This is a genomic window from Arenimonas sp., assembly GCF_047602345.1.
In the GTDB taxonomy this organism is placed as follows: Bacteria; Pseudomonadota; Gammaproteobacteria; order Xanthomonadales; family Xanthomonadaceae; genus Arenimonas.
Window position 1 is genome coordinate 35,616 of sequence record NZ_JASGHN010000006.1, and the last position, 21,581, is coordinate 57,196.

Here is a 21,581-nt window from a genome sequence, read left to right on the forward strand (position 1 = left end):
GCAATGACCAAGTCGGAACTCATCGAAGTCCTCTCCCGGCGGCAGGCCCACCTGAAGGCCGACGACGTGGACATGGCGGTGAAGACCCTGCTGGAAATGATGAGCAATGCCCTGTCGGGCGGCGATCGCATCGAGATCCGCGGGTTCGGCAGTTTTTCCCTGCATTTCCGCCCGCCGCGCCTCGGCCGCAATCCGAAGACCGGCGACTCCGTCGCGCTTCCGGGCAAGTACGTCCCGCACTTCAAGCCCGGCAAGGAACTGCGCGATCGCGTCAACGACGGCAATTCCGTCAGTCAGGACTGAGCAACCCGAGTCCGATCGGCTAAGCTTCGCCGATGCGTCTGCTCCGTTCCCTCATCGCCCTCCTGTTCGTGCTCTTCGGCGTCGTCTTCGGCGCGCTGAATCGTGCGCCCGTGCAGATCGATCTCGGTTTTCGCAGCATCGACATGCGGCTCGGTTTCGCCTTGCTGACCGTGCTGCTGATCGGCGCCGCTATCGGCGGTCTGGCTGTGACCGCAGGTGTCGTCTGGCCGCTGCGTCGCCGCATGCATCGCAATCGCGTCTCGACCACCGGGCAACAGGCCGCGATCACCGACAAGGACTTCCCCCCGTCATGATGACCAATGCAGCCTGGCTGTTGCTGATTCCGGCCGCAGCGGCGATCGGTTGGCTGGCGGGAAGGCGGGGAGGGGAAATCAAGGGCGGCGCACGCGTTTCGCGCCTGTCCAATACCTATTTCCGCGGCCTGAACTACCTGCTGAACGAGCAGCAGGACAAGGCCATCGAGATATTCCTGCAGATCGCCGAGGTCGACAAGGACACGGTCGAAACACAGTTCGCGCTCGGCCATTTGTTCCGCAGACGCGGAGAGGTCGATCGCGCGATTCGTTTGCACCAGAGCCTGGTCGCACGCAATGGTCTGAGCGAAGAACAGAAGACGCGTGCCGTGCTGGCCCTGGGCGAGGACTACATGCGCGCCGGTCTGCTGGACCGTGCCGAAACCCTGTTCACCGACCTCGTGCAGATGGGCGTGCATGCGCCGCAGGCCCTGCGGCAGCTGATCGCCATTTACCAAGCCGAACGCGACTGGCACAAGGCGATCGAACACGCGGTGCGTTACGAGCAGACGTCAGGCGAACCGATGGGGCGGGTCATCGCCCATTTCCATTGCGAACTGGCGGAGCGGGCCCGACTGGACAATCGCAACGAACGAGCGCGCCAGCGCATCGCCGACGCTTATGCCGCCGACAGCCATTGCGTGCGTGCCGGCGTCATCGAAGGCCGGCTCGAGTTGTCGGAAGGCAACGATGCGGCGGCCATCCGCGCCTTCGAGCGCGTCGCGCGCCACGACATCGACTATCTCCCCGAAATCATGGCGCCGCTGCTGGCCTGTTATGAACGCCGCGGCGAGCTGGCGCGGGCGCGCGGCTTCCTGCAGGAAATGATCGAACACTATCCGGGCATCTCTCCGGTCCTGGCGCTGGCGCAAATGATCCAGCGCGACGAGGACGTCGGCGCGGCTCAGCAGTTCCTGGCCAAGCAGCTCCAGCAGCGGCCGTCTGTTCGCGGCGAAGCGGCCTTCATCGACCTGAGCCTGGAGAACCCGAGCAACGACGCCGACGAGTCCCTGCGTACGCTCAAACAGATCACCGACCAGCTGGTCGTGCGCACCAACAGCTATCGTTGCCAGCGCTGCGGCTTCGGCGCCAGGGCGCACCACTGGCAATGCCCGAGCTGCAAGCAGTGGGGCACGATCAAGCCCTTGTTGAGCGCTGTCGGCGACTGAACTCCGGCCGTCACTTCGCATGTTGATCGTCGCCTTGCTAGCCGGCCTTTGTACGGCATTGCTGATACCGGTCTGGATACTGTTCGCGCGGCGTCACGGCATCCATGACAGCCCCGCACGACGACGCCTGCATGCGGCGGTTACGCCGCGCGGCGCCGGAGTTTGCATCGGCCTGGCAACAGGCGCTGCCGTCGGGCTCTCCGGAGTACCGTCTTCGATCCCATTGGCCGCGCTCCTGAGCGTACTTGCGTTCGCATCGATAGGCGTCTGGGACGATCTGCGCAGTCCCTCGGCTGTCGCCAAGCTCCTGCTGCAATGCCTGGCTGCGCTGCCTTTGGCACTCGGCCTGCGCGAGGGATGGCCGGTCGAGGCCTGGTTGGCGCTGCCCTTGTTGGCGATGGGTTGCCTGCTCTACGTCAATCTTTGGAATTTCATGGATGGGATCAATGGCCTGGTAGCGATGCAGAGCCTGTTGATCGCCGCCGCCATGGCCTGTTGGCCCGGTGGCGATCCAGGACTGGCATGGGCCGCCGCCTGCCTCGCTGGCGCTTGCCTCGGGTTCCTGCCTTTCAATCTACCCATGGCTCGCGTGTTTCTTGGCGATGCCGGCAGCTACCTGCTCGGCGCCGCGATTTTCGTCGGTCTCGCCCTGTCGGTCCGCACCGGGAAGTTCAGCGCTCCGCAAGCTTTCGTGCTGTGTTCCGGAATACTCTTCGATGGTGGATTCACCTTGCTGCAGCGGGCCATGCGCGGCAGGAACCTGTGGAGAGCGCATCGTGAGCACCTCTATCAATACGCCGTTCGGCAGGGGCGCTCGCATGCGTCCGTCAGCCTGATGTACGTCGCCTGGACTCTGCTGGCGATGGCCTTGGCCTGGGCGATGCAGCCGCTTCCCGTGCCGCAGCAGTGGGCAATCGTGCTCGTGCTGGGCGTGACCTCGTGGGCGGCGCAGGTTTCGATCAGGAAGCGCATCCTCGCGCTGGCGCGCCATCGGGAGGCGAGGGCATGAACTCGCTGCGTCTCAGCCTGCCCCGAATGCTCGTCGCGTTCCACGACATTGCAATGGTCGCTGCCACGTGGCTGCTGCTTCGCTGGCTGGCCGGACTCGCCGGCGCACCGCCGGCGGCGGCCCTGCAGCAGGAACTGCTGCTGGCCTGCCTCGTGCAGGCGGCCGTGTTCTGGCGCGTCGGCCTGTATCGTGGCCTGTGGCGCTTCGCCAGCATGCCCGACCTGATGAACATCGCGAGCGCGGCGCTGATCGGATTGCTGCTGATCATTCCCGGCCTGCTGCTGTTCGGGCTGTTGCCGGATGTGCCCAGGCGCGTACTGGCTCCGTATCCATTCCTGTTGATCCTGCTGCTCGGTTCGCCGCGCTTGCTTTATCGCTTCGGCAAGGACTACAGCCTGTCGGCGCGACACGCGCAGGACGCGCCGCGCATTCTGGTTCTCGGAGCGGGCCAGGCGGGCGAACTGCTGCTCAGGCATTTGCGTAGCCACGGCGCGTACCAGGCCGTGGGACTGCTCGACGACCGGCCCGGCTTGAAGGGCGCCGAAGTGCAGGGCGTGCCGGTGCTCGGTTCCATGGACGATCTGGCGACGGTGGCCAAGGCAACGGCTCCCAATCTGCTGGTCATCGCCATGCCGAGCGCCGATGCCGCGCAAATGCAGCGCGTGGTTTCTCTCTGCGAGGACACCGGGCTGCCGTTCCGCACGGTTTCGCGCCTGGCCGATGCGATCGACTGGCAAGCCGATGAGATCGAATTGAGGGAAGTGGCGATCGAGCAGTTGCTGGGCCGTGAACCGGTCAAGTTCGATTGGGAGCTGTTGCGCGACAACATCGGTGGTCGCAGCGTGCTCATCACCGGCGCCGGCGGCTCCATCGGATCGGAACTGGCGCGGCAATGCGCACGCGCTGGCGTCGCCCGCCTCCTGTTGCTCGAACGCGCGGAGTTGTCGTTGGACCTGATCGCCAGCGAGATCGGCCGCAGGTTTCCGGAACTCGAACTGCAGCCGATCCTGGCGGACTGCGCCGACACCATGGCGTATCGCGAGGCGCTGGCCAGCATCGACTTCGTTTTCCACGCGGCCGCTTGCAAACAGGTGCCGATGCTCGAAGGGCAGCCGCGCGAGGCCCTGCGCAACAACGTACTCGCCAGCGCCGCCGTCGCGGCCGCCTGCCGGGAGGCCGGTACGGCGGATTTCGTGCTGATCTCCACGGACAAGGCCATCGAACCGGTCAGCGTGCTCGGTGCCAGCAAGCGCTGGGCAGAGATCGTCTGCCAGGCGGTGCTGGCGGGCAGCCGGACGCGTCTTGCGATCGTGCGATTCGGAAACGTGCTCGATTCGGCTGGAAGCGTGGTTCCCTTGTTCCGGCAGCAGATCGCCGCGGGCGGGCCGGTCACCGTCACGCATCCGGATGTTTCGCGCTATTTCATGACGATTCCGGAAGCCTGCCAGCTGATCCTGCAGTCGGCGACGATCGCCAGCCAGCCCGCCAGCGTCCTCGCCCTGGACATGGGCCGGCCGGTCGCGATACGGGAACTCGCCGAACAGATGATCCGCCTGGCCGGCAAGCAGCCCGGCCGCGACGTGAGGATCGACTACATCGGTTTGCGGCCAGGCGAAAAGCTGCACGAAGTGGTCTTTCACCCGGACGAGCGCTATCAGCGGACAGCCAATCCGCGCGTGCTGCGGGCGGAGCCGCGACCGGTGGACGCTCCGGCGGCCCTGCGGGGGCTGCAACGTCTGCGCGAGTTGTTGGCGGCGCCGCAGCCGGATACAGAATGCTTGGCCATCCTGAGCGAAACCGTTCGCGATTACCGGACCTCCGCGGATAAAATCGTGTCGCTCTCCGCCCGCCGAAAGAACAGACAACAAATATGAGTTTTCGCATTCGCAAGGCCGTTTTCCCCGTCGCCGGTCTCGGCACGCGCTTCCTGCCGGCCACCAAGACCGTACCGAAGGAAATGTTGCCGGTCGTGGACAAGCCGCTGATCCAGTACGCGGTCGACGAAGCGATAGAAGCCGGTTGCGACACCATGGTCTTCGTCACCAATCGCTACAAGCATTCGGTGGCGGACTATTTCGACAAGGCCTACGAACTCGAGCAGAAGCTGGAGAAGTCGGGCAAGTCCGAGTTGCTGGCCCTGATCCGCGACGTGCTGCCCCGCCATGTGCGTGCCGTGTTCGTTACCCAGGCCGAAGCGCTGGGTCTCGGCCACGCGGTGCTGTGCGCGAAGCCGGTCATCGGCAACGAACCTTTCGCCGTGCTGTTGCCGGACGATCTCATCTGGAACCGCGGCGCCGGCGCCCTGAAGCAGATGGCCGAATTGGCCGAGCGCGAAAGCGCCAGCGTGATCTCGGTACAGGACGTGCCGCGCGAGCAGACGGGCAGCTACGGCATCGTCGCGACCTCCGATTTCAGCGGCCGCCACGGCGGCATTTCGGCGATCGTCGAGAAACCGAAACCCGAAGTCGCGCCCACTACGTTGGCCGTGGTCGGGCGTTACGTGCTCAGCGGCCGCATTTTCGACCTGCTTGAGAAGACCCGACCCGGCGCCGGCGGCGAGATCCAGCTGACCGATGCCATCGCGGCCCTGTTGCAGGAAGAACGCGCCCTGGCATATCGCTTCGAAGGCCGCCGTTTCGATTGCGGCAGTCGCATTGGCCTGATCGAAGCCACCATCCAGTACGCGCTCGATCACGACGATCTAGCCGAGCCGGCGCGCGCCTACATGCGAAACGCACTCGAATCCTGAGCCGACCGTGACGAGGCCGGCTACGCCGTCCGGCCCCTCGGGCCGGAACTACTATGTCGCCACGGCCACGGCGGCACGCGCGTTCCCGGAGCTGGCCGGGACGCGGGAGGCTGAAGTCTGTATCGTCGGCGGTGGTTTCGCAGGGCTCAATACTGCGCTAGGGCTGGCGGAACGCGGCGTTCGTGGCGTAGTCGTACTGGAATCGCATTCCCTCGGGCATGGCGCTTCGGGGCGCAACGGCGGCTTCGTCTTCGGTGGATTCTCCCGCAGCCCCGCCGATCTCCTGCGGGAGTTGGGCGCCGAACGCGCCCGGCGCCTGTACGCTGGCACGATCGAAGGCATCGAACTCATCCGCTCGCGAATCGGGCGCTACGCCATCGATTGCCGGCATGTCGATGCAGGCGTGTATTGGGCGAACTGGTTTCGCGATCCGCAGGTACTGCACGATTGTCGCGATCTGATGCAGCGGCATTTCGAGCGCGATCTCGCCTTCATCCCACGCACCGAGTTCCGCGAGCTGGTGCGCAGCGAGCGCTACTCGGACGCCCTGTTCGAAGCCCAGGCCATGCACTTCCAACCGCTGGACTATGTCCACGGCATTGCGCGCGCTGCGGTCGGGCAGGGGGTTGATCTGTTCGAACGCTCGCCGGCCATTGGTTTGCAGCGCGTCGCGTCCGGCTGGCGTGTAAAGACGCCGGATGGCGAGGTCGATGCGAAACAGGTCGTTCTGGCTTGCGGCGGCTATCTCGCCGGATTGCGTCGCAAGGTCGACGCTGGCGTGCTTCCGATCGCGACCTACGTGATGGTCACCGAATCGCTCGGCGATCGAATGCGGGACATCCTGCGTACGCGCGCAGCGATCTACGACACGCGTTTCGCGTTCGACTACTACCGGCCCTTGCCTGACAACCGGCTGCTTTGGGGTGGGCGCATCTCGGTGCTGGATAGATCGCCGGAAGCCGTACGCCGGCTGCTTCGCCGCGACATGCTGAAGGTCTTCCCGACGCTGGATGACATCGGAATCGAATACGCCTGGTCCGGGCTGATGAGCTACGCACGGCATGAGATGCCGCAGATCGGTCAGGTCGAAGATGGGCTTTGGCTGGCGCAGGCCTTTGGCGGCCATGGCGTCGCGCCGACCACGTTCGCGGGCGAGGTCCTGGCTTCGGCGATAGCCGAGGGCGACATCCGCTGGCGCGAGTTCGCCGACTACGGCCTGGTATCGGCGCTGAAGCCGGCTGGTTTCGTCGGCGCGCAGCTCACCTACTGGTGGCTGGAAGCGAAGGACGCCTGGCGGGCCTGGCGCGAAGCCTAGGCTTCAATCCCGTCGCATGTCGACATAGCGCAGCTTCCAGGGCAGCAGCCAGCCAGTCCCATCCCGTTGCCAGCCCAGCCGCTGCATCTCGTCGATCAGTTCGTCCCGCGGATAGTCGTGGATACCGAACAGCAGTCCGACGAAGCGCAGGCCGGAGGCTTCGTCGTCGAAGCGCCATTCGGTGTCGAGGATTTCGTCGCGCACGACGCGCAGACCGGCATCGCCGACCAGCTGTGGCAGCGTATCGTCCAGGTACATGCCGTCGTGCCCGGTGCCGTTGTAGCGGCCGATGAAACCGTCGAGGAATCGGGTCTGGGGCAAACTGGCATCGACGTCGCCCAGGTGCAGGATTCCATCGTCCTGCAGATGCTCGCGCAGCAAGCGCAGGAAGCGCGTCTTGTCGGTGATGTGGTGCGAAGCCGCGAGGCAGACGCAACGATCGAAACGCCCGACATTCCAGGGGCCGAAAGTCGGAACGACGCGCGGGTCGCCCTGGAAGCCGTCGGAGATTTCCAATTCGGTCAGCGCCACCGTCTCCGGCAGCACGCGCTTCAGGTAACCACCGCCGGCTGGGACGTCCAGCACCGACTCGTGGCCGCCCAACGCATTCGCCTTGAAGACGAAGGCGAGCTCATCGCGACGGACCTGCGGGAATTCCCGCATGGCCTGGTCGTAGAGATGGCCGCGATGCCGAAAGATTTCCGCGTAATCCATGCGTCGGTACTCCAGCCGCTCCAGCGGTCCGATCAGAGGCTTTCGAAAATGCCGGCGGCGCCCATGCCGGTGCCGATGCACATGGTCACCATGCCGTACTTCTGCTTGCGCCGACGCAGGCCGTGCACGATGGTCGCCGTCCGGATGGCTCCGGTCGCGCCCAGCGGATGACCCAGCGCGATCGCGCCGCCCAGCGGATTCACCTTCGCCGGATCCAACCCGCAAGTGCGGATGACGGCCAGCGCCTGCGCGGCGAAGGCTTCGTTGAGTTCGATCCAGTCGAGCTGGTCCTGCGACAGGCCAGCCTGCTTGAGCGCTTTCGGAATCGCTGCGATCGGACCGATGCCCATCACTTCCGGGCGAACGCCAGCCACGGAGAAGCCGACGAAACGCGCCAGCGGCGTGAGGCCGTAGTCCTTGATCGCCTGCTCGGATGCCAGCAGCACGCCGGCGGCGCCGTCGCTCATTTGAGAGGAATTGCCGGCGGTGACGCTGCCGCCCATGCGGAACACGGGCTTCAACTTGGCCAGGCCGTCGGCGCTGGTATCGGCACGCGGGCCTTCGTCGTTCTCCACACGCAGCTCGCGCAGCTTCACGGTATTCGACCCGATCACCGGCTGGTGCGAGCGAACATCGTAAGGGCTGATCTCCGCGCGGAACTCGCCGCCGGCGATGGCCGCCAATGCCTTCTGGTGCGAGGCGAGGGCGAAGGCGTCCTGGTCGTCGCGGGAAACCTTCCATTCTTCAGCGACTTTTTCCGCCGTGATGCCCATGCCGTAGGCGATGGCCACGTGGTCGTTCTCGAAGACCTGCGGGCTCATCGCGACCTTGTTGCCCATCATCGGCACCATGGACATCGATTCCGTACCGCCTGCCAGCACCAGATCGGCTTCGCCAAGGCGAATGCGATCGGCCGCCAATGCGACGGCTTGCAGGCCGGAAGAGCAGAAACGATTGATCGTCTGCGCGGCTACGGTATTGGGCAGGCCAGCCAGCAGCACGCCGATGCGCGCGACGTTCATGCCTTGCTCGCCTTCGGGCATGGCGCAGCCGATGATCGCGTCGTCGATGCGGCCGAGATCGATGCCCGGCGCCTGCGCGACGACGGATTTCAGCGCGAACGCGAGCATGTCGTCCGGGCGGGTATTGCGGAAGACGCCACGCGGCGCCTTGCCGACCGGCGTGCGGGTGGCGGCGACGATGTAAGCGTCCTGGATTTGCTTCTTGCTCATTGCATCACTCCAATCGAATTTTCATAGCCGAAGGCCGAAGCCTCCGGCACAAGGATGTGCCGGCGCGTCGCTGTGGATGCGACGGCGACGGGGCTCAGGGCGAAAACCACGCTTTTCGCCCTGAGCGAAGAAGTTGCGGCAGGATGCCCAATCTTCTTCATCCACTAGTTCCGCAACGGCTTGCCGTTCTTCAGCATGTAGGCGATGCGTTCCTGCGTCTTCGGCATCTGGGCCAGCGCCACGAAATGCTCGCGTTCGAGCCTCAGCAGCCACTCCTCGTCGACCAGCGAGCCGCGGTCGACATTGCCGCCGCAGAGCACGGTCGCGATTCGCGTCGACACTTCCATGTCGTGTTCGGAGATGAAGCGGCCTTCCAGCATGTTGACCAGCATCATCTTGAAGGTGGCGATGCCGACGTCGCCGGCGACCGGGATCTGGCGCGCGGGCAGGGGCGGGCGATAGCCGGATTCGGCCATCGCGCGCGCCTGCTGCTTGGCGACGTACAGCAGCTCAAAGGCATTGAACACGACGATGTCGCCATCGCGGGCCAGACGCAGTTCCTTGGCTTCCAGCGCGGACGCGGAGACCTTGCCCATCGCGACCGCTTCGAAGTAGGGCTTCAGGCCGGCGAAGACATCGCCGCCTGCACCCGCCGCCAATCCGACGCGCGTGGCGATCTCCTTCAGTCCGCCGCCGGCCGGCAACAGACCGACGCCGGCCTCGACCAGGCCGATATAGCTTTCCAGCGCAAGCACGCTGCGCGCCGAGTGCATCTGGAATTCGCAGCCGCCACCCAGCGCCAGCCCGCGCACGGCCGCCACGACCGGAACCAGCGAATATTTGATGCGCTGGCTGGTTGCCTGGAAGTTCGCGACCATGGCCTCGAACTCGGCCAACTTGCCGGCCTGCAGCGACGCCAGCGCACCCGACAGATCGGCACCGGCGGAGAAGGGCTCCTTCGGTTGCCAGATCACCAAGCCCTTGAACTGTTTTTCGGCGACGCCGACCGCCTTCTGGATGCCGTCGAGCACGCCGTCGCTGACGGTATGCATCTTGGTCTTGAAGCTGAGTACCGCAATGCCGTCGCCGTCATGCCACAGGCGCACCGCATCGGTCTCGAATACCGTTTCTCCAGGCGCGAAACGTTCTCCCAGCACCGGGTCCGGAAAGCGCTGGCGCGAATAGACCGGGTTCGACGAACGTGGGCGCGGGCCATTGATCGAGGGAGCGAACGAGCCTTCCGCCGAATGCACGCCTTCGTGGCCGTCGGTCGCCCAAGCGGGCAGGGGCGCATCGGACATGCTCTTGCCCGCGGCGATGTCTTCGTTGATCCAGGCGGCGACCTGCTGCCAGCCGGCGGCCTGCCAGGTTTCGAATGGACCCAGGTTCCAACCGTAGCCCCAACGAATGGCGAAATCGACGTCGCGGGCGTTGTCGGCGATCGAGGCCAGGTGGAAGGCGCTGTAATGGAACAGATCACGGAAGCAGGCCCACAGGAACTGCGCTTGCGGATGCGCGGAAGCTCGCAACTTGCCGAATTTTTCGGCTGGGTTCTTCAGCTTCAGGATTTCGATCACTTCAGGCGCGGCTTCGCCGGTTGCCGGGCGGTAGTCCTGTTTGGCCAGATCGATGACCACGATGTCCTTGCCGCGCTTCTGGAAGATGCCGGCGCCGGTCTTCTGTCCCAGCGCGCCCTTGGCGATCAGGCCCTGCAGCCATTCGGGCGCCTTGAAATAGCGGTGCCAGGGGTCGTCCGGGAGGGTATCGGCCATGGTCTTGATGACGTGGGCCATAGTGTCCAGGCCGACGACATCGGAGGTGCGATAGGTGGCGGACTTCGGTCGGCCGATGAGCGGCCCCGTCAGGGCATCGACCTCGTCGAAACCCAGACCGAAGGCGGCCGTGTGATGCAGGGTCGAGAGGATCGAGAAAACGCCGATGCGATTGCCGATGAAGTTCGGCGTGTCCTTCGCATAGACGACGCCTTTGCCGAGGGTGGTTACGAGGAAAGTCTCCAGACCCTCCAGCACGTCCCGATCGGTCTTGGCGCAGGGAATCAGTTCGGCCAGGTGCATGTAACGCGGCGGGTTGAAGAAGTGCACACCGCAGAAACGATGATGCAGCGATTCATCAAGAACATCAGACAAGCTATTGATAGACAAGCCGGAAGTATTCGATGCCAAGATCGCGTGTGGGGCGACATGAGGCAGGATCTTCGCGTAAAGATCCTTCTTCCAGTCCAGGCGTTCGGCGATGGCTTCGATGATCAGGTCGCAGCCCTGCAGCCATTCCAGGTGCTGGTCGTAGTTCGCCGGCGTGATGGCGGCTGCCCGGTCCTTCGCTGCCAGCGGGGCGGGCGAGAGCTTGCCGAGGTTCGCGATCGCCTTGTTGACGATGCCGTTCTTGTCGCCTTCCTTCGCCGCGAGGTCGAACAGGATGGTGTCCACATTCGCATTGACCAGATGAGCGGCGATCTGGGCGCCCATGACGCCGGCGCCAAGCACCGCGACCTTCCTGATAGAAATTACATTAGACATGAACTTCAACCTATTGATTTAAAATATATATGCGTCGTTTCAGGCACGAAGGCCGGCGGCCGCGAATCGGATCAGGTTCTGCGCCGTCTTCTCGGCGAAAGCCCGCTCGCTCATGCTGGCCGGGCGCTTGATCAGGCCGAAATCGGCCATGGCATAGGTCAGCGCGCCCGCGATGAAGTCCATGCGCCAGTACAGCTCTTCCTTGCCCAGCCCCTCAAGGCAAGGGGCCAGCGCTTTGGCGAATTCGCGCAGCACCTGACCGTAGTTGTCGGACAGGAACTTGCGCAAGCGATCGTTCTTCTCGGCATAAGCGCGCGCCAGGACGCGGACGAAGGCCGATCCGTGCCGATCCAGCGTCAGGGCCAGGGCAGGGTGGATGAAGGCGGCCAGTATCGGTTCGAGTTCGCCCGGCGATTCTTCCTGGGCGGCGCGAAGGCGCGTCAGGCGCTGTTCGCTCATCTCGTCCATCCGGCGCCGGAAAACCTCGTTCACGAGGTTCTCCTTCGATCCGAAATGGTAGTTGACCGCCGCGATGTTGACGTCGGCGCGGCTGGTCACCTGGCGCAGGGACGTGCCGGCGAATCCGTACTGGGCGAACAGTTCTTCGGCAGCGCCGAGGATGCGGTCCTTGGTATTGAAATGCGTGCTTGTCATGGCGGGCCAGCGCAGGATTGAAACGGATGTTTCAATCCTAATTTGGAGCGGGCGTTGGGTCAATCGCGGGAGCGGGTCGCGGGGATCGGCAGGCCGCATCGCCGCAATCACGGATTTCATTGAAAAACCCGCCCTAAGCCCGTGTTTCCTGTAGGAATTCGTGCTAAATTTCCGCCTTTCCCATTCCCCACTACCCGGAGTTATCCATGGCGCAGGAACGCACCATTTCCATCATCAAGCCCGACGCGGTCGCCAAGAACGTCATCGGCCAGATCTACAGCCGTTTCGAGAACGCCGGCCTGAAGATCGTTGCGGCCAAGATGAAGCATCTTTCGCGCAAGGAAGCCGAAGGCTTCTACGCGGTGCATCGCGAGCGTCCGTTCTTCGGCGCGCTGGTCGAATTCATGACCTCCGGTCCGGTGATGATCCAGGTGCTGGAAGGCGACAACGCCGTGCTGAAGAACCGCGAACTGATGGGCGCCACCAATCCGAAGGATGCCGCGCCGGGTACGATCCGCGCCGACTTCGCCGCCTCGATCGACGCCAATGCCGTGCACGGTTCCGACTCGCAGGAGAACGCCGCGATCGAGATCGCGTATTTCTTCAGCGCCACCGAACTTTGCCCGCGCTGAGCTGATCGAAACGCCATGCAAGCGAACGACGCGCCCCCGGCCATCACTCTTCCGCAGCCAGCTGCGGCGGAGCAGGGGCGCGCCGATCCGCGCATCAACCTGTTCGACCTCGATCGCGTGGGTCTCGAGCGGTTGTTCGAGGAGACGCTGGGCGAGAAGAAGTTCCGCGCCCATCAGCTGATGAAGTGGATCTACCATCAGCACGTCACCGATTTCGCGCTGATGACCGATGTCGGCAAAGCCTTGCGCGCCAAGCTCGAGGAGCATTGCGTCATCCGTCCGCCGTCCGTCCTGTTCGACAAGCCTTCGAACGACGGTACGCACAAGTGGTTGCTGGGCATGGACGCCGGCAATGCCATTGAAGCCGTGTTCATTCCCGACAAGGGGCGCGGCACGCTTTGCGTCTCCAGCCAGGTCGGTTGCGGCCTCAACTGTCAGTTCTGTTCCACCGCGACCCAGGGCTTCAACCGCAACCTCGCCACCGCCGAAATCATCGGCCAGGTCTGGACGGCCTCGAAACACCTGGGCAACAAGACCCACCATCAGCGCAAGCTCACCAATGTCGTGATGATGGGCATGGGCGAGCCGCTGTTGAATTTCGACAACGTCGTGCGGGCGATGAGCCTGATGCGCGACGACAACGGCTTCGGCCTCGCCAACAAACGAGTCACGCTGTCGACCGCCGGCCTGGTGCCGATGATCGACCGGCTTTCCGAAGAGTCCGACGTCTCGCTGGCCGTGTCACTGCACGCGCCGAACGACGAGCTGCGCACCGAGCTGGTGCCGCTGAACAAGAAATACCCGATCGCCGAACTGATGGCGGCCTGCGCGCGCTATGTCACGCGCAAGAAGCGCGAGTCCATCACCTTCGAATACACCTTGATGCGCGGCGTGAACGACCAGCCCCAGCATGCGCGCGAACTGGTGCGGTTGATGAAGAAATTCAGCAATGCCGTGCAATTCGCCGATGCCGCGAAGGTCAACCTGATCCCGTTCAACCCGTTCCCCGGCACGCGTTTCGAGCGTAGCGGCGAGGCCGAGATCCGCGCGTTCCAGAAACTGCTGCTGGACGGAGGCGTGCTGACGATGGTTCGCCGGACGCGTGGCGACGATATCGACGCGGCCTGCGGCCAGCTCAAGGGCCAGGTGATGGACAAGACGCGTCGGCAGGCGGAATTCCGCCGCAAGCTCGAAGCCAAGGGAGCCGCCGATGAAGCTGCGTAGCCTGCTGCTCGTCCTGCTGGCCGCTTCGAGCCTTTCCTTGCAGGCAAAGGAAAAGCGCGACGACACCCAGCTTTCGCGCCAGGGCAAGATCACGCTCGGGCTCGCGCAGAGCTACCTGAGCAGCGGCGATGCGGAAGGCGCGATGATTCGGGTGCAAAGGGCGAAGCAGAGCGATCCGCGCGCTCCCGAGGTCTATGCCGTCGAGGCGGCGATCCACGCGCGCCTGGGCGACCAGACGAAGGCCGCCGAAGCGTTCGCGCAAGCCCTGCGTCTCGACCCGTCGCGCCCATCGATCCAGAACAACTACGGGGTATGGCTCTGCGAACAGGGCCGGTATCCCGAAGCCGAGGCCGCATTCGCCCTTGCGCTCGCCGATAACGAATATCGGGCCTCGGGCCAACCGCTGTTCAACGCCGGCCGCTGCGCGACGAAAGCGGGCAAGTACGACCAGGCCGAAGCCTACTATCGTCAGCTTCTGGAGAAGTCGCCCGACGATGCGGCCGTGCTGATGGCCATGGCCGAGATCAAGCTCGCGTCCGGCAATGCCTTCGAAGCGCGCGCTTTCCTGCAGCGCCGCGAGGCGCTCGGGGCGAATGCCGAAGTCCTGTCGCTCGGCGCGAGGATCGAGGACGCTGCCGGCGACGCGCGTGCCGCAGCGCAGTACCGCAAGCGATTGCGCGAGGAATTTCCAGCTCACACTGCACCCAATGGGGAGGGGGCGGCCAGGCCATGAGTAACGAATCGTTTCAGGAAACCTTGTTCGAGGATCCGCTGGGTTTGCGTTTCCGCCATGCCCGCGAGAAGTTGCACTGGAGCGCGGAGTCGGTCGCCCAGCGGACGAAATTGCCGCTCGCTGTCATCGAAGCGATCGAGCGCGAGGATTGGGCGCGTCTTGGCGCGCCCATCTACGTGCGCAGCTACGTCAACAGCTACGCCCGCCTGCTCGGACTGCCCGCCGGCCTCGCCGACGATGTCGTGCGACAACAGCCGGCGCCGGTGCTCAAGGTGGAAGTCGGATCGGCGCGCGGACGCGGCGCCCTGGACCGCGGATTGCTGAACGTCGGCTACCTGGCGATGACGGCGGCCATCCTTGGTGTCGCGTTCATGCTGTTAGCGCGATTCAAGCAGTCCGCCGAACCCGTATCTCCGCCCACGGCCAAGATCGAAGCCCTCGCGGCGCCTGCGGTCGAACCGCCGGTATCGCCGTCAAGCCAACCGGAAGTCGCGGCGTCGCCGGTAATGGCTTCGCTCGCGCCGACGCTGCCCGTCGCCGGTGGATCCGCCGATCTGGTGATTCGTTTCCAGCGCGACAGCTGGGTGGATTTTGTCGCGAACGATGGACGGCGGATCGAGCGCGGAATGGTTCCCGCCGGCAGCGAGCGCCATTTCAAGCCCGGTGAAGTCGCACGCATCACGCTCGGCGACGCGACTTCCGTGTCCGTCGATTTCGCTGGCAGGAACGTGGACCTCGCACCGTATCGGGAGGCGAACGTGGCTCGCTTTGCGGTATCCTCCACCGGCGAACCTACGCCCCTGGGCAACTGAGCCGGCGAAGCCGGGGCGTCGAACTTTCATTCATCCAAGCGGTCCATGAAGGGCCCCAACAGCACAAGATCCGATGCATCAAATCGACGAATACGAACAGAGTGAACGCGTCCGCGGCTGGCTGCGCCAGAACGGCAGTTCGCTGATCACCGGCATTGCGCTGGGCCTCGCCTGCGTTTTCGGCTGGCAGTGGTGGAACGGCAAGGGCGACCGGCACCTGCAGGAGGCCGCGACGCAGTACTTTTCGCTCGACCAGGCGCTCGAAGCCAAGGATGCGGGCAAGGTCAAGACTTTCGGCCTGGTACTGAGGGACAAGTACGCCGACACTGCGTTCGCCGATTTCGCCGGTTTGCGCGAGGCCGCCTTTCTGCACGAGAGCGGCAAGACCACCGAAGCCATCGCCATGCTGCAGGCGAGGAAAGACAAGGTGCATACGCCGGACCTGCGGGAGATCTACGCGCTTCGCCTGGCACGCCTGCAATTGATCGCCGGCAAGGCAAAGGAAGCCAAGGCCACGCTCGCCGGCATCAAGACTCCGACGTTGGGAGCGACGGTCGAGGAATTGCGCGGCGATATCGAACTGGCGCTCGGGCAGCGCGATCTCGCCCGCAAGGCCTACGAGCAGGCGCTGACCGATCTCGACCAGGCCGCGCCCACGCGCGACCTGCTGCAACTCAAGCTCATCGAAGCTGGCGGACAACCGCCCGCACAGCCGGAGATCTGATACATGCCTCGTAAACTGTTGATCGTCGCCCTGTCTGTCGCCCTGTTGTCCGGCTGCAGCACGGTCAAGGGCTGGTTGGGCGTGTTCGGCACCAAGAACAAGAAGGATTACGAGCCCGCCGAACTGGTGGCCGTGTCCAATCCCATCGCGGTGCAGCGTCTGTGGTCGGTGGATGTCGGCAAGGGCGAGGATCGCCTGTGGCTGCGCCAGCACCCGGTACTGGATGGCGAACGCATCTATGTCGTGAACGACAACGGCGAGGCGATGGCTTTCAGCGCCGCCACCGGCGGCCAGGTGTGGGCGGCGCAGGCCGTCGACATGTCGAAGAAAGGCAGCAAGTGGAAGTTCTGGCGCAAGGAACTGGCGGAAACGGGCCTGACCAGCAGCCCTGGAGTGGGCAACGGCATGGTGGTGGTCGGTGGCCGCAACGGCGAAGTGGTGGCGCTGTCGGCCGATTCCGGCGCCCAGCGCTGGACCGCCAAGGTTTCCTCGGAAGTCCTGAGTGCGCCGCTCGTGCTCGCCGATCGCGTGATCGTGCGCAGCAACGACGGCCGTGTCTACGGCTTCGACCCGAACGACGGCACCCGCAAGTGGGTGTTCGACCGCGGTCTGCCGACGCTCACGGTTCGCGGCAATGCTTCGCCCGTGTTCGCCAACGGACTGGTCTACATCGGTTACGACGACGGTAGCGTCGTCGCGCTGCGTGCCGACGACGGCCTGCGCGTCTGGGAGCAAGTGGTCGCCGAACCCGAAGGCCGGACCGAGCTCGATCGCATGGCCGACATCGACGGCGAGATCCGCATCGATGGCGAGGAACTCTTCGCGATCAGCTACCACAACCAGATGCAGTCCATGAGCGCCCTCAACGGGCGTCCGTTGTGGAATCGCGATGTCGGCAGCTACGCCGGCGTTGCGGTGACTGCCGACAAGGTCGTGGTGTCCGACAACGGCGGCAACGTCTGGGCCTTGGATCGGGCCAGCGGCAACTCGGCCTGGAAGCAGGACCAGCTGCTGCGGCGCCAGCTCACCACGCCGGTGATCCAGGGCGACTACGCCGTGGTCGGCGACGTCGAGGGCTACCTGCACTGGATCAAGCTCGACAGTGGCGTGATCGCCGGACGCGAACGCGTCGAAGGCGCGGCCATTCGCGGTACGCCGCAGGTTTCCGCCGATGGCGTGCTGTATGCGCTGACCAACGAAGGCGAACTGGCGGCATACCGCCTGGGGAATTGATCCATGCTGCCGTTGGTCGCCCTGGTCGGACGTCCCAACGTCGGCAAGTCCACGCTGTTCAATGCGCTGACGCGCACACGCGACGCCCTGGTTCACGACGAGCCGGGCGTCACGCGCGATCGCAATTACGGCATTTGCCGGCTCGATGAAGCCCGGCCTTTCGTCGTTTGCGATACCGGCGGCATCTCAGGCGATGACGAAGGGCTGGCGGGCGCAACCGCCAAGCAGTCCCGCGCTGCCGCCGAAGAAGCCGATCTGATCCTCTTCGTCGTCGATGGACGCGAAGGCCCTTCCTCGCTCGACCAGGAAATCCTGCGCTGGCTGCGCAAGTCCGGGCGCCCGTTCCTGCTCGCGGTGAACAAGACCGATGGCCGCGACGAGGCCGCCTGCATCAACGAATTCGTGCGTTTCGGCGTGGACGAGGCTGTCGCCTTGGCCGCGGCGCATCAGCGCGGCATTCCTGCGCTGCTCGAAACGATTCTTCCCCGCCTTCCGGAAGACGGCGATGCCGCCGTACTCGGCGACGATCCCGCGCGCATTCGCGTGGCCTTCGTCGGTCGCCCGAACGTCGGCAAGTCGACGCTGGTCAACCGCCTGCTCGGCGAAGAGCGCATGATCGCTTCCGATGTGCCCGGCACGACGCGCGATTCGATCGCCGTCGATCTGGAGCGCGATGGCCGCGATTATCGATTGATCGATACCGCCGGCCTGCGGCGCAAGTCCAAGGTCGAGGAAGCGGTCGAGAAGTTCAGTACCTTCAAGACGCTGCAGGCGATCCAGAGCAGTCAGGTCGTCGTGATCCTGCTCGACGCCGGCGAGGGCGTGACCGAACAGGACGCGACCGTGCTCGGACACGTGCTCGACGCCGGCAAGGCCCTGGTCATCGCCATCAACAAATGGGATGGCCAGAGCCAGTACCAGCGCGAGCAGACGATGGGACTGCTCGAACGCAAGCTCTCGTTCTGCGAATGGGCCCAGCGCATCACCATTTCCGCCAAGCACGGTACCGGCATGCGCGAGTTGTTCAAGGCCGTCAATCGCGCGCATGCCTCGGCGACACAGGAGTTCGGCACCTCGGAAAGCAACAAGGCGCTGGAAATCGCCGTGGAGAGCTTCCCGCCACCGGTGCAGAACGGCAAGGTCGCCAAGCTCCGCTTCGTGCACCCGGCCGGCAACAACCCGCCGACCTTCGTCGTGCACGGCACGCGCCTGCGCAAGCTGCCCGACAGCTACAAGCGTTATCTCGAGAATTTCTTCCGCAAGCGCTTCAAGTTGGTCGGCACGCCGATCCAGTTCGTCTTCAAGGAAGGCGAGAATCCGTTCGAAGGCAAGAAGAACGTATTGACCGAGAAGCAGGTGCAGAAGAAACGGCGCCTGATGCGACACGTCAAACGCAAGTGATCGAACCGGGCCGGATCAGTCTCGGCATCCTGGCCGGAGGGCAGGGCAGTCGACTGGGCGGAAAGGACAAGGCCCGCCTGCCGTATCGCGGATCCACCCTGCTCGAGCGTATCGGAGCGGCCTTTCCCCAGGCGTTCGTCGACCGAATGTTGAGCTACAACTTGCCGCCGGGTGCGCATACTCATGGCTGGCGTTGCGTTCCCGACCTGCATCACGGCCACCCCGGCCCAATGGCAGGCATGGAAGCGCTGCTCGACGCCTGCCGCAGCGAATGGCTGTTGACCTGGCCGATCGATTGCCGTGATGTTCCCGCCGGGGCGTTTGAGTCCTTGCGGGCGGCGAACCCGCTTGTCGCCTGCGTGATATCCGATGCAGACGGTCTTCAACCGCTGATGGGCCTGTGGAACGTGGCGCGACTGCGCCCGGCGATCGCCGAGGCGATGGCCACGGACGACCGCGCGATGCACGCGCTTTGTCGCCGGCTTGGCGTGCAGGTGCTGGACATCGCGCCACTTCGCCTGGGCAATCTCAATACGCCGCAAGACTTTTCCGGAGCCTGAGCGACGTTCGGCGCTAGACTGAGCGCATGAGCATCGAAGAAATCACCGTCGCCGAAGCCAGAGTGCGGCAACAGGGCGGCGCGATCCTGATCGACGTGCGCGAACCGGACGAACATGCGCTGGGTATTCCCGCATCGGCGCGCCGCGTGCCTCGGGCAAAACTCGAAGCGAACGCATCCGAGCACATCGCCGATCCTGCGACCGATGTGCTGCTTATCTGCGGAAGCGGCAAGCGCTCGATGCTGGCGGCGCAGAATCTTGCGGCGCAGGGTTACCGGCGCCTGAGTTCGGTCGCCGGCGGCTACCAGCAGTGGCTGCGCGCGGGTCTGCCAATCGAAACGGCGCAGGACCCCGACTATCTCGAACGCTACTCGCGTCACCTCCGCCTGCCGCAGGTGGGGGCGGAAGGGCAGGCGAAGCTGGCGCGCGCGCGCGCGCTAGTCGTTGGCGCCGGCGGCCTCGGCTCACCTGCGGCCTTTTATCTCGCCGCGGCCGGTGTCGGTTTCCTGCGGCTGGTGGACGACGACGTGGTGGACCGCAGCAACCTGCAACGCCAGATCCTGCATACCGATGCGCGTATCGGTTCACCGAAAGTCGAGTCTGCGGCGCTGAGCCTTCGGGCACTGAACCCCACCATCGAAATCGAAACGGTGCAGGCGCGGGTCTCGGCCGACAACGTCGAGAATCTGTTACGCGATGTCGATGTGGTCCTCGACGGCGCCGACAATTTCCCGACACGCTATCTGCTGTCGGATGCCTGCGTGCATCTGGCCAAACCCATGGTCTATGGCGCCGTGCAACGCTTCGACGGACAGGTCAGCGTCTTCGACGCGGGGCGTCATCGCGGCAGCGCTCCTTGTTACCGCTGCCTGTTCCCGCAACCGCCCAGCGCAGCCGATGCACCCAATTGCGCTGACGCCGGCGTGTTGGGCGTGTTGCCCGGCTTGATCGGCCTGTTGCAGGCGACCGAGGTTCTGAAACTCATTCTCGGGATCGGCGAGCCATTGACGGGCCGCCTGCTGCAGTTCGATGCGCTCGGCCTGCGTTTTCGCGAAGCCGGCCTGCGTCCTGACCCCGATTGTGTCGTCTGCGCGCCAGGCGCCGCGTTTATCGGTTACCCGGCGCTGCAACAGCTTTGTGCAGGCTGAAGGCGAGGGCAGGGGCGAGCAGACGCCACCGACGGTGACGCAAGAGCCGTCCCAATAGAGCATCGATCCAGCCCTGCCACGGCGGAACCGTTTTCGTGTCGCGACGAACGAGCCCCGCCTGTTCCAGCAATTCGGGCAATACGTGCGTCATCCATGACATTCGGGGCAACTTCGCCCAGGCATCGCAAGGAAATACGAGAACACCGTTTTCCGCGCGGAACCAATCCAGAGAAGCGACATCGTCCGTACCGGCGATCGCCGTCGCAAGAATGCTATCGGCATCAACGTGCCGACGATCGAGATCGACCCACGCGACCCATGCGGTCGTCGCCGTCGCCAGACCCGCTTTCATGGCCTGATCGGTGGACACGCGCCGTGCATGCATCAGAAGGTTGAGGGAAGGGCGGGCATCGGCGAAGGATCGCAGCCGTTCGTCCTGCGTTTCGCCATCGCCGTGCGCGACGAGCAGGACCGGCAATCCCGAAGCCGCGGCGAGAAGTCGATCCAGGCTGGCCAGCAGATCGGGGCTGGGCGTTTTCGACAGCGTCAGCAACAGGGTGCAGGTCGGCGTCATGTGGCAGGCGGCAGGTCCGATGCCATCAGTCTGAGCGGGAAATGTTGCCGTTTTGTGGCTTCGACTGGCGGCTTGCTAGACTGAGGCCATGTCGCCCGGTTCCTTCCTGCTGCGTTGCCTGCTTTGCCTTTGCCTGGTCGTGAACGGCCTGGGATCGGCGGTGGCGGGTGTGCGAATGATGCAACCGATGGCGAAGGCGGCGCCCGAGGAAACGCCGTCCGTGGCTAGCGCGATGGCGATGCCCTGCCACGAGGAAGGCAGCGGGCCGTCGGGCGAACGCATGGTCGATGCCCCGGCGCTTGCCGAGCACGACCAGGCTCCCGCTGATTCGGGCTGTTGCCATTCCTCCGCCTGCTGTTGCGACTGCATGCATTCGGCGCAGGCCGAACTGTCCGTGCCGATGATGATGGCGTTGCGCCTGCCGCAGCGCGAAACCCCGCAGGCTTCGCGCGAGGACTATGCGCCGCCAGCGCTATCCCTTCCGATCCGACCTCCGATCGGACTCCGTTCCTGAGGCGCGCCAGCGCCTGTCGTGCCCGCATGC

Annotated in this window: 22 protein-coding genes; 17 read left to right on the forward strand and 5 right to left on the reverse strand. The window is 64.8% G+C overall.

Annotated features, from left to right (window positions below; genetic code table 11):
- The first annotated feature begins 3 nt into the window (after positions 1 to 3).
- The 7 genes from QM707_RS04525 to QM707_RS04555 all read left to right on the forward strand — a co-directional run bounded on the left by QM707_RS04525 (position 4) and on the right by QM707_RS04555 (position 6,859).
- Positions 4 to 303, forward strand: a complete 300-nt coding sequence (locus QM707_RS04525; RefSeq protein ID WP_415000676.1) for an integration host factor subunit beta — start codon at positions 4 to 6, stop codon at positions 301 to 303.
- A 32-nt stretch (positions 304 to 335) separates the two neighbouring features.
- Positions 336 to 617 carry a lipopolysaccharide assembly protein LapA domain-containing protein gene (locus QM707_RS04530; RefSeq protein WP_415000677.1) on the forward strand — a complete coding sequence of 94 codons (282 nt, stop codon included), beginning with the start codon at positions 336 to 338 and terminating at the stop codon, positions 615 to 617.
- Positions 614 to 1,786 (forward strand): lipopolysaccharide assembly protein LapB, encoded by a 1,173-nt coding sequence (gene lapB, locus QM707_RS04535; RefSeq protein WP_415000678.1) that lies wholly within the window; start codon positions 614 to 616, stop codon positions 1,784 to 1,786. The genes QM707_RS04530 and lapB overlap by 4 nt, the downstream gene beginning before the upstream one ends.
- A gap of 223 nt (positions 1,787 to 2,009) precedes the next feature.
- A complete protein-coding gene (locus QM707_RS04540; RefSeq protein WP_415000679.1) occupies positions 2,010 to 2,795 on the forward strand; it encodes a hypothetical protein in 786 nt (261 codons plus the stop codon).
- Positions 2,792 to 4,669 (forward strand): polysaccharide biosynthesis protein, encoded by a 1,878-nt coding sequence (locus QM707_RS04545; protein ID WP_415000680.1) that lies wholly within the window; start codon positions 2,792 to 2,794, stop codon positions 4,667 to 4,669. The genes QM707_RS04540 and QM707_RS04545 overlap by 4 nt, the downstream gene beginning before the upstream one ends.
- A complete protein-coding gene (galU, locus tag QM707_RS04550) occupies positions 4,666 to 5,544 on the forward strand; it encodes a UTP--glucose-1-phosphate uridylyltransferase GalU (protein ID WP_415000681.1) in 879 nt (292 codons plus the stop codon). Before QM707_RS04545 ends, galU begins: the two co-directional genes overlap by 4 nt.
- A 7-nt stretch (positions 5,545 to 5,551) precedes the next feature.
- Positions 5,552 to 6,859 carry an NAD(P)/FAD-dependent oxidoreductase gene (locus QM707_RS04555; protein ID WP_415000682.1) on the forward strand — a complete coding sequence of 436 codons (1,308 nt, stop codon included), beginning with the start codon at positions 5,552 to 5,554 and terminating at the stop codon, positions 6,857 to 6,859.
- A 3-nt stretch (positions 6,860 to 6,862) separates the two neighbouring features.
- Here the strand turns inward: QM707_RS04555 and QM707_RS04560 are convergent, their stop codons facing one another.
- The 4 genes from QM707_RS04560 to QM707_RS04575 all read right to left on the reverse strand — a co-directional run bounded on the left by QM707_RS04560 (position 6,863) and on the right by QM707_RS04575 (position 11,996).
- Positions 6,863 to 7,573, reverse strand: a complete 711-nt coding sequence (locus QM707_RS04560) for a hypothetical protein (protein WP_415000683.1) — start codon at positions 7,571 to 7,573, stop codon at positions 6,863 to 6,865.
- A 32-nt stretch (positions 7,574 to 7,605) separates the two neighbouring features.
- Entirely contained in the window at positions 7,606 to 8,805 is a 1,200-nt protein-coding gene (locus QM707_RS04565) for an acetyl-CoA C-acyltransferase (RefSeq protein WP_415000684.1), read from the reverse strand.
- Positions 8,806 to 8,969: 164 nt separating this feature from the next.
- Entirely contained in the window at positions 8,970 to 11,342 is a 2,373-nt protein-coding gene (locus QM707_RS04570) for a 3-hydroxyacyl-CoA dehydrogenase/enoyl-CoA hydratase family protein (protein WP_415000685.1), read from the reverse strand.
- A 39-nt stretch (positions 11,343 to 11,381) separates the two neighbouring features.
- Positions 11,382 to 11,996 (reverse strand): TetR/AcrR family transcriptional regulator, encoded by a 615-nt coding sequence (locus tag QM707_RS04575; protein WP_415000686.1) that lies wholly within the window; start codon positions 11,994 to 11,996, stop codon positions 11,382 to 11,384.
- Between the two features lie 206 nt (positions 11,997 to 12,202).
- On the opposite strand from QM707_RS04575, the gene ndk reads away from it, so the two are divergent.
- The 9 genes from ndk (at position 12,203) to moeB (ending at position 20,463) form a co-directional block, all read left to right on the forward strand.
- The gene (gene ndk, locus QM707_RS04580; RefSeq protein WP_415000687.1) at positions 12,203 to 12,628 is read left to right on the forward strand and encodes a nucleoside-diphosphate kinase; all 426 of its coding nucleotides are present in this window, start codon (positions 12,203 to 12,205) and stop codon (positions 12,626 to 12,628) included.
- A gap of 15 nt (positions 12,629 to 12,643) precedes the next feature.
- The gene (rlmN, locus tag QM707_RS04585; protein WP_415000688.1) at positions 12,644 to 13,852 is read left to right on the forward strand and encodes a 23S rRNA (adenine(2503)-C(2))-methyltransferase RlmN; all 1,209 of its coding nucleotides are present in this window, start codon (positions 12,644 to 12,646) and stop codon (positions 13,850 to 13,852) included.
- On the forward strand, positions 13,839 to 14,585 hold the full coding sequence (gene pilW / locus QM707_RS04590) for a type IV pilus biogenesis/stability protein PilW (protein WP_415000689.1): 747 nt from the start codon (positions 13,839 to 13,841) through the stop codon (positions 14,583 to 14,585). The genes rlmN and pilW overlap by 14 nt, the downstream gene beginning before the upstream one ends.
- Complete coding sequence (locus QM707_RS04595; RefSeq protein WP_415000690.1) at positions 14,582 to 15,397, forward strand: helix-turn-helix domain-containing protein; 816 nt, start codon at positions 14,582 to 14,584, stop codon at positions 15,395 to 15,397. Before pilW ends, QM707_RS04595 begins: the two co-directional genes overlap by 4 nt.
- A 73-nt stretch (positions 15,398 to 15,470) precedes the next feature.
- Positions 15,471 to 16,121, forward strand: coding sequence for a YfgM family protein (locus tag QM707_RS04600; RefSeq protein WP_415000691.1), 651 nt, complete (start codon positions 15,471 to 15,473; stop codon positions 16,119 to 16,121).
- Positions 16,122 to 16,124: 3 nt separating this feature from the next.
- Entirely contained in the window at positions 16,125 to 17,354 is a 1,230-nt protein-coding gene (bamB, locus tag QM707_RS04605) for an outer membrane protein assembly factor BamB (RefSeq protein ID WP_415000692.1), read from the forward strand.
- A gap of 3 nt (positions 17,355 to 17,357) precedes the next feature.
- Positions 17,358 to 18,755, forward strand: a complete 1,398-nt coding sequence (der, locus tag QM707_RS04610; protein ID WP_415000693.1) for a ribosome biogenesis GTPase Der — start codon at positions 17,358 to 17,360, stop codon at positions 18,753 to 18,755.
- Positions 18,752 to 19,315 carry a molybdenum cofactor guanylyltransferase gene (locus QM707_RS04615; protein ID WP_415000694.1) on the forward strand — a complete coding sequence of 188 codons (564 nt, stop codon included), beginning with the start codon at positions 18,752 to 18,754 and terminating at the stop codon, positions 19,313 to 19,315. The genes der and QM707_RS04615 overlap by 4 nt, the downstream gene beginning before the upstream one ends.
- 26 nt (positions 19,316 to 19,341) lie before the next feature.
- Positions 19,342 to 20,463: a molybdopterin-synthase adenylyltransferase MoeB gene (gene moeB / locus QM707_RS04620; protein WP_415000695.1), complete on the forward strand. Its 1,122-nt coding sequence runs from the start codon at positions 19,342 to 19,344 to the stop codon at positions 20,461 to 20,463.
- Here the strand turns inward: moeB and QM707_RS04625 are convergent.
- A complete protein-coding gene (locus QM707_RS04625) occupies positions 20,423 to 21,016 on the reverse strand; it encodes a hypothetical protein (RefSeq protein ID WP_415000696.1) in 594 nt (197 codons plus the stop codon). The genes moeB and QM707_RS04625 overlap by 41 nt on opposite strands.
- A 109-nt stretch (positions 21,017 to 21,125) precedes the next feature.
- On the opposite strand from QM707_RS04625, the gene QM707_RS04630 reads away from it, so the two are divergent.
- Positions 21,126 to 21,551, forward strand: a complete 426-nt coding sequence (locus tag QM707_RS04630) for a CopL family metal-binding regulatory protein (protein WP_415000697.1) — start codon at positions 21,126 to 21,128, stop codon at positions 21,549 to 21,551.
- The last annotated feature ends 30 nt before the right edge of the window (positions 21,552 to 21,581 follow it).

What these genes read in the sequence shown, in the direction of transcription:
- ndk (WP_415000687.1), top strand. Translation starts at nt 12,203, where the DNA reads ATGGCGCAGGAACGCACCATTTCCATCATCAAGCCCGACGCGGTCGCC.
- QM707_RS04595 (WP_415000690.1), top strand. Translation starts at nt 14,582, where the DNA reads ATGAGTAACGAATCGTTTCAGGAAACCTTGTTCGAGGATCCGCTGGGT.
- QM707_RS04565 (WP_415000684.1), bottom strand. Translation starts at nt 8,805, where the DNA reads ATGAGCAAGAAGCAAATCCAGGACGCTTACATCGTCGCCGCCACCCGC.
- QM707_RS04570 (WP_415000685.1), bottom strand. Translation starts at nt 11,342, where the DNA reads ATGTCTAATGTAATTTCTATCAGGAAGGTCGCGGTGCTTGGCGCCGGC.
- moeB (WP_415000695.1), top strand. Translation starts at nt 19,342, where the DNA reads ATGAGCATCGAAGAAATCACCGTCGCCGAAGCCAGAGTGCGGCAACAG.
- QM707_RS04630 (WP_415000697.1), top strand. Translation starts at nt 21,126, where the DNA reads ATGTCGCCCGGTTCCTTCCTGCTGCGTTGCCTGCTTTGCCTTTGCCTG.
- QM707_RS04530 (WP_415000677.1), top strand. Translation starts at nt 336, where the DNA reads ATGCGTCTGCTCCGTTCCCTCATCGCCCTCCTGTTCGTGCTCTTCGGC.
- QM707_RS04545 (WP_415000680.1), top strand. Translation starts at nt 2,792, where the DNA reads ATGAACTCGCTGCGTCTCAGCCTGCCCCGAATGCTCGTCGCGTTCCAC.
- rlmN (WP_415000688.1), top strand. Translation starts at nt 12,644, where the DNA reads ATGCAAGCGAACGACGCGCCCCCGGCCATCACTCTTCCGCAGCCAGCT.
- galU (WP_415000681.1), top strand. Translation starts at nt 4,666, where the DNA reads ATGAGTTTTCGCATTCGCAAGGCCGTTTTCCCCGTCGCCGGTCTCGGC.
- QM707_RS04525 (WP_415000676.1), top strand. Translation starts at nt 4, where the DNA reads ATGACCAAGTCGGAACTCATCGAAGTCCTCTCCCGGCGGCAGGCCCAC.
- der (WP_415000693.1), top strand. Translation starts at nt 17,358, where the DNA reads ATGCTGCCGTTGGTCGCCCTGGTCGGACGTCCCAACGTCGGCAAGTCC.
- QM707_RS04560 (WP_415000683.1), bottom strand. Translation starts at nt 7,573, where the DNA reads ATGGATTACGCGGAAATCTTTCGGCATCGCGGCCATCTCTACGACCAG.
- QM707_RS04600 (WP_415000691.1), top strand. Translation starts at nt 15,471, where the DNA reads ATGCATCAAATCGACGAATACGAACAGAGTGAACGCGTCCGCGGCTGG.
- pilW (WP_415000689.1), top strand. Translation starts at nt 13,839, where the DNA reads ATGAAGCTGCGTAGCCTGCTGCTCGTCCTGCTGGCCGCTTCGAGCCTT.
- bamB (WP_415000692.1), top strand. Translation starts at nt 16,125, where the DNA reads ATGCCTCGTAAACTGTTGATCGTCGCCCTGTCTGTCGCCCTGTTGTCC.
- QM707_RS04575 (WP_415000686.1), bottom strand. Translation starts at nt 11,996, where the DNA reads ATGACAAGCACGCATTTCAATACCAAGGACCGCATCCTCGGCGCTGCC.
- lapB (WP_415000678.1), top strand. Translation starts at nt 614, where the DNA reads ATGATGACCAATGCAGCCTGGCTGTTGCTGATTCCGGCCGCAGCGGCG.